Genomic DNA, 5,624 nt, shown 5'->3' with positions numbered 1-5,624 from the left:
TTCTGTAACCGCCTGTGTTTTATAAAAATGCAGGCGGTTTTTTGTGTGTTTTACAGTATTTTCTTGGGATGCAATGCCGCGCTGTTGTATTGATTATTCTGAAACGGTTTTTCTTGTGCAGAAAAATTTGGATGTGAACGTGTGCAGGGCAGAAAATAGGCAACATGATACAAACAAATAGTCACCGGCCCGATATTGTATTGCGGATTACCGCAGCAGTTTTTGCAATATTAGGCGTTTTTCTTGCAGGTGGGGGTATCTGGCTGGCCCTGCTGGGCGGCTCCTGCTTTTACGTGGTGTGCGGCGTTGTGCTGCTGGCTACGGCGGTGCTGCTATGGCGGCGGCGGCGCGAGGCTCTGTGGCTTTACGCGGTGCTGGTTGCGGCCACCCTTGTATGGTCTGTTGGGGAAGCCGGGTTTGATTTCTGGGCCTTGGCCCCGCGTGGTGATGTGCTGTTGCCACTGGGGTTGTGGCTTGTGTTGCCTTTTGTTTCTTCTCGATTGTTGCCGTCTTCTGGCTGGAACAGCGCGCCCTTGCTGGCTGGTGTTGTGGTCGGGGCCGGTGTGTATGGCTATGCCCTTACGCAAGACCCGCAGGATGTTGCGGGTGTTCTGCCTCGTGCTGGTGTGCAGGCTTCATCCTCTCCATTGCCGGGGGATAATACGGTTGTGCCCGCAGCAGATTGGCCCGCTTATGGCCGCACGCAGGCGGGGGACAGATACTCCCCACTTTCTCAGATTACAGCCAGCAATGTGCGGAATCTGAAAGTGGCATGGGTGTTTCGCACGCATGATCTGAAGCGCCCGGATGATCCGGGAGAAATTACAGATGAAGCCACGCCCATAAAGGTGCGCGATACGCTGTATCTGTGCTCACCACACCAGATCCTGTTTGCTGTAGATGCCGCCACCGGGCATGAGCGCTGGCATTTTGACCCCAAAATTACCTACAACGCCTCTTATCAGCACATGACATGCCGTGGCGTGTCTTACGCAGAAACGCCGGTGGCGGAAGAACAGGCCCACGATGTTGCCGTGGCGGATGATTGCGCACACCGTATTTTCCTGCCCACCAATGATGGTCGCCTGTTTGCCCTAAATGCCGATACCGGTGCCCTGTGCCGTGGTTTTGGGCGTGATGGCGCGCTGGATCTTACAGATGGCATGCCCATGCGCACGCCGGGGTTTTACGAGCCCACATCCCCGCCGGTTATTACCTCCAAGGTAGCTATTATTTCTGGCGCGGTTACAGATAACTACTCCACGCACGAACCTTCAGGCGTTACGCGCGGGTATGATCTGTATAGCGGCAAGCTGATATGGGCGTTTGATCCGGGCAACCCGAACCCCAATGAACTGCCCTCCGCCACCCATCATTATGTGGCCAATTCTCCCAATTCATGGATTACGTCGGCCTATGATGCGCGGCTGAACCAGATTTACATTCCCACGGGTGTTGCCACGCCGGATATCTGGGGTGGCCACCGCACGCCGGATCAGGAGCGTTATGCCTCTGGCATTCTGGCGTTGGATGCAGATACCGGGCGCAAAGTATGGTTTTACCAGACAGTGCATCATGATCTGTGGGACATGGATGTGCCATCTCAACCCAGCCTTGTAGACATAAAACAGGCCGATGGCGCCGTTGTGCCCGCATTGTATGCACCCGCCAAAACAGGCAATATTTTTGTGCTGGATCGGCGCAATGGCCATTTGCTAGTGCCCGCGCCAGAAATGCCTGTGCCGCAGGGGGCTGCTCCGGGGGATCACCTTTCTCCTACCCAGCCGTTCTCTGCACTTACATTCCGCCCCAAAAACAACCTCACGGATGCGGATATGTGGGGCGCAACCATGTTTGATCAACTGGCTTGCCGTATCATGTTCAAACGCCTGCGGTATGAGGGGCCATTCACGCCGCCTTCCACGCAGGGTACGCTGGTGTTCCCCGGTAATCTGGGCATGTTTGAATGGGGCGGCTTGGCGGTAGATCCGGTGCGGGAGGTAGCGTTTACCAACCCCATTGCCGTGCCGTTTGTTTCTAGGCTTGTGCCGCGTGGGCCAAATAACCCGGCAGAGCCGCCGCAGAATGCAGGCCCTTCTGGTGGAGAGGCTGGTTTGCAGCCACAATATGGCACACCATTTGGGGTGGACTTGCACCCATTCCTGTCCCCCATTGGTATTCCGTGCAAACAGCCGGGTTGGGGCTATGTGGCAGGGTTGGATTTGCGCACCAACACGGTGTTGTGGAAGCACCGCAATGGCACCACGCGTGATAGCTCCCCCGTGCCACTGGCCTTTCGTGTTGGGGTGCCCTCATTGGGTGGGCCAATCATTACCGCAGGTGGTGTAGCGTTTCTGACATCCACGCTGGATATGTATATCCGCGCCTATGATGTGACGACAGGCCAGCAGCTCTGGCAGGATCGTTTGCCAGCAGGGGGGCAATCCACCCCCATGACGTATGAAGAAAACGGCCATCAATATGTGCTCTCGGTAGATGGCGGCCACGGTTCCTTTGGCACCAAGCTGGGGGATTACGTGGTGGCCTATGCGCTGCCAGATGCACAGGTAAAACACTAACTCTGCTTTGTTTGGGCAGGCTTTGGCGGGCACACGTATCATGCGTGTGCCCGCTTTGTGTTTGGGGGAGCGGCTTTGCATGAAAACATCCTCTTGCCGCCGCGTGCGGGATGCGTGATCCTGCATCCATGTGGAACGAACCCTACCTTGAAACATGTTGCCGCGCCGCGCTGCACAGGCTTTGCCTTGCGGGGGATGCAGGCCGCCCAACTGGCATGAAGGATGATCCCTGCCTGACACGTCTGGCTGGTAAGGGCCTGGCGCAGCAGAATGCACAGGGGCGTTTTTTTATTACCGATGAAGGCACAGCCCGCCACGCCAGCGATGTGCTGAAGCAGGAAAAGCTCCACACCAAAAAACCATGATACCGGCAGAGCGCATATGGCACGCACTGGATACGCTGGCGCAGGAGCGAGGGCTTACGCCCTCTGGCTTGGCGCGGGCGGCGGGGCTGGATGCCACGACCTTTAACCCCTCGCGCCGCCATACGGGGCATGGCGTGTGGCGCTGGCCTGCGCTGCCAAGCCTGCTGCGTGCGCTGGATGTGTTGCGTGTTTCCCTCGCTCAGTTTGAGGCCCATCTCTGGGGGTATGAACAACCAGATGGGGCAAAAACTCCGGCACCATGCTTTATGCGCAGCTTGCCGCTTTCATGGTTGGATCAGGGCGGCGTGCTGGATCGTGCAGGCCTGCCCGCCGGAGGGTTGTGGGAGCAGGAGGAAACATTTTTCAGCCTGCCGTCATCTTCGGCCTATATGTTGCGGGTAGATACGGAAGGCATGGAACCCATATTGCGGCTGGGTTGTTCCTTGGTGGTGCAACCTGCCTTGCACCCACGTGGGGCAGACCGCGTGGTGCTGATACGCGCAGGGCAAGCCCCGGTGGTGGGCATTTTGCAAGAAAAACCTGTGCGGGCCATTCAGCCCTTTGGGCGCAGCGCCTTGCAACCTGTGCCCGCGGCCGCTGCTGGCGTATGGCTGCACCGTATTGTGCTGATATCTGGCTAAAAAACAGGCTGCGGGCTGGTGCCAAATGCGGCAGTGTGCGCAATAGGGAAAAAATTTATCTGATAATGGCCCAAGCCCGTGCGGAAGCGGCTGACTTTTCTTTCCGTTTCGCTTAAAGGAGCAGCATGACCGATACACCCCTTTCGCTCATCCGCAATTTTTCCATCATCGCACATATCGATCATGGGAAATCCACTCTGGCTGACCGCCTGATTCAGGCGTGCGGTGCCCTAACCGCGCGTGAAATGACCAATCAGGTTCTGGACAACATGGATCTGGAGCGTGAGCGTGGCATTACCATTAAGGCGCAAACCGTCCGGCTGACTTATCCGGCCAAGGATGGCAACACCTATGTGCTGAACCTGATGGACACTCCCGGACACGTGGACTTTGCTTATGAAGTCAGCCGGTCTTTGGCGGCGTGCGAAGGTTCTTTGCTGGTGGTGGATGCCTCTCAGGGGGTGGAAGCGCAAACACTGGCCAACGTGTATCAGGCCATTGATGCCAACCACGAAATTGTGCCCGTGCTCAACAAGGTGGATCTGCCCGCAGCAGAGCCTGAGCGCGTAAAGGCCCAGATTGAAGAAGTTATTGGTATTCCGGCTGATGATGCGGTGGAAATTTCCGCCAAAACCGGCCTGAATATTGAAGGCGTGCTGGAAGCCGTTGTAACCCGCCTGCCACCTCCAACAGGTGATGCGGAAAAGCCTTTGCAGGCCATGCTGATTGATAGCTGGTACGACCCGTATCTGGGTGTGATCGTGCTGGTGCGTATTAAGGAAGGGCGGCTCAAGCGCGGTATGAAAGTGCGCATGATGTCCTCCGGCGCTGTGCATCAGGTGGATCAGGTGGGCGTGTTTGCCCCGCGCATGACCAGTGTTGAAAGCCTTGGTCCGGGTGAAATGGGCTTTATCAACGCGGCTATTAAAACCGTGGCAGACTGTAATGTGGGTGATACCATTACAGATGATCGCCGCCCGGCAGAAAAGCCCTTGCCGGGGTTCAAACCCTCCATTCCCGTGGTGTGGTGTGGCCTCTACCCCGTTGTGGCCGATGACTTTGAAAAACTGCGCGATAGCCTTGCCAAGCTGCGCCTGAACGATGCCTCCTTCCACTATGAGGCCGAAACATCCGCAGCCCTTGGTTTTGGGTTCCGTTGTGGCTTCCTTGGCCTGCTGCATCTGGAAATTATTCAGGAACGTCTGTCGCGCGAATTCGATCTGGATCTCATCGCAACAGCGCCTTCCGTGGTGTACAAAATCACCCGCACCAATGGTGAGCGGGAAGAACTGCACAACCCGGCGGATATGCCCGATTCCTCCCTGATTGAAACCATTGAGGAACCGTGGATTAAAGCCACCATCATGGTGCCGGATGAATATCTGGGCGCGGTGCTCACGCTGTGCACAGAACGGCGCGGCGTGCAGGTAGATCTGACCTATGTGGGCAGCCGTGCGATGGCGGTGTATCGCCTGCCACTGAACGAAGTGGTGTTTGATTTCTATGACCGCCTGAAATCTCTTACCCGTGGCTACGCCAGCTTTGATTACCAGATGGATGGGTATGAGGAGAGTGACCTCGTGCGTATTTCCATTCTGGTTAATCAGGAGCCAGTGGATGCACTGTCCTTTATTGCGCACCGCACGGCGGCGGAATCTCGCGGGCGTTCGATTTGCGCACGCTTGAAGGATTTGATTCCCCGCCAGTTGTTTAAAATCGCCATTCAGGCCGCTATTGGCAGTAAGGTGATTGCGCGTGAAACCATTGGCGCACTTTCCAAGGATGTAACGGCCAAGTGTTATGGTGGTGATATCTCCCGTAAGCGCAAACTTCTGGAAAAGCAGAAGGAAGGTAAAAAGCGCATGCGGCAGTTTGGTAAGGTGGAAATTCCGCAAAGCGCCTTCTTGGCTGCGCTTAAAATGGAACACTGAAACAGGACCGGGCGGAACTTTCCAGCACATCGGGCGTAACAGGGCAGGGCCGTTGGAAACCGGACTTGCCTTGTCCTGTAAACGTCCGTATGCCGGAGGGGATTGTTT

The 5,624-nt window shown here is 56.4% G+C and carries 4 protein-coding genes; all 4 read left to right on the top strand.

The genetic code is table 11. The features are described 5' to 3' along the window. The first annotated feature begins 164 nt into the window (after window positions 1-164). The 4 genes from FKW31_RS13130 to lepA all read left to right on the top strand — a co-directional run bounded on the left by FKW31_RS13130 (window position 165) and on the right by lepA (window position 5,516). Window positions 165-2,579: a membrane-bound PQQ-dependent dehydrogenase, glucose/quinate/shikimate family gene (locus FKW31_RS13130; RefSeq protein ID WP_150178750.1), complete on the top strand. Its 2,415-nt coding sequence runs from the start codon at window positions 165-167 to the stop codon at window positions 2,577-2,579. Window positions 2,580-2,689: 110 nt separating this feature from the next. Beyond that, on the top strand, window positions 2,690-2,944 hold the full coding sequence (locus FKW31_RS13125; RefSeq protein WP_082823122.1) for a hypothetical protein: 255 nt from the start codon (window positions 2,690-2,692) through the stop codon (window positions 2,942-2,944). Continuing rightward, window positions 2,941-3,585 carry a helix-turn-helix transcriptional regulator gene (locus tag FKW31_RS13120; RefSeq protein ID WP_006117151.1) on the top strand — a complete coding sequence of 215 codons (645 nt, stop codon included), beginning with the start codon at window positions 2,941-2,943 and terminating at the stop codon, window positions 3,583-3,585. Before FKW31_RS13125 ends, FKW31_RS13120 begins: the two co-directional genes overlap by 4 nt. A gap of 125 nt (window positions 3,586-3,710) precedes the next feature. Next, window positions 3,711-5,516 (top strand): translation elongation factor 4, encoded by a 1,806-nt coding sequence (lepA, locus tag FKW31_RS13115; RefSeq protein WP_012812615.1) that lies wholly within the window; start codon window positions 3,711-3,713, stop codon window positions 5,514-5,516. The last annotated feature ends 108 nt before the right edge of the window (window positions 5,517-5,624 follow it).

It is taken from the genome of Acetobacter sp. DmW_136 (assembly GCF_008690365.1).
Classification (GTDB): Bacteria; Pseudomonadota; Alphaproteobacteria; order Acetobacterales; family Acetobacteraceae; genus Acetobacter; species Acetobacter oryzifermentans.
This window is presented reverse-complemented; position numbering and strand designations above follow the sequence as displayed.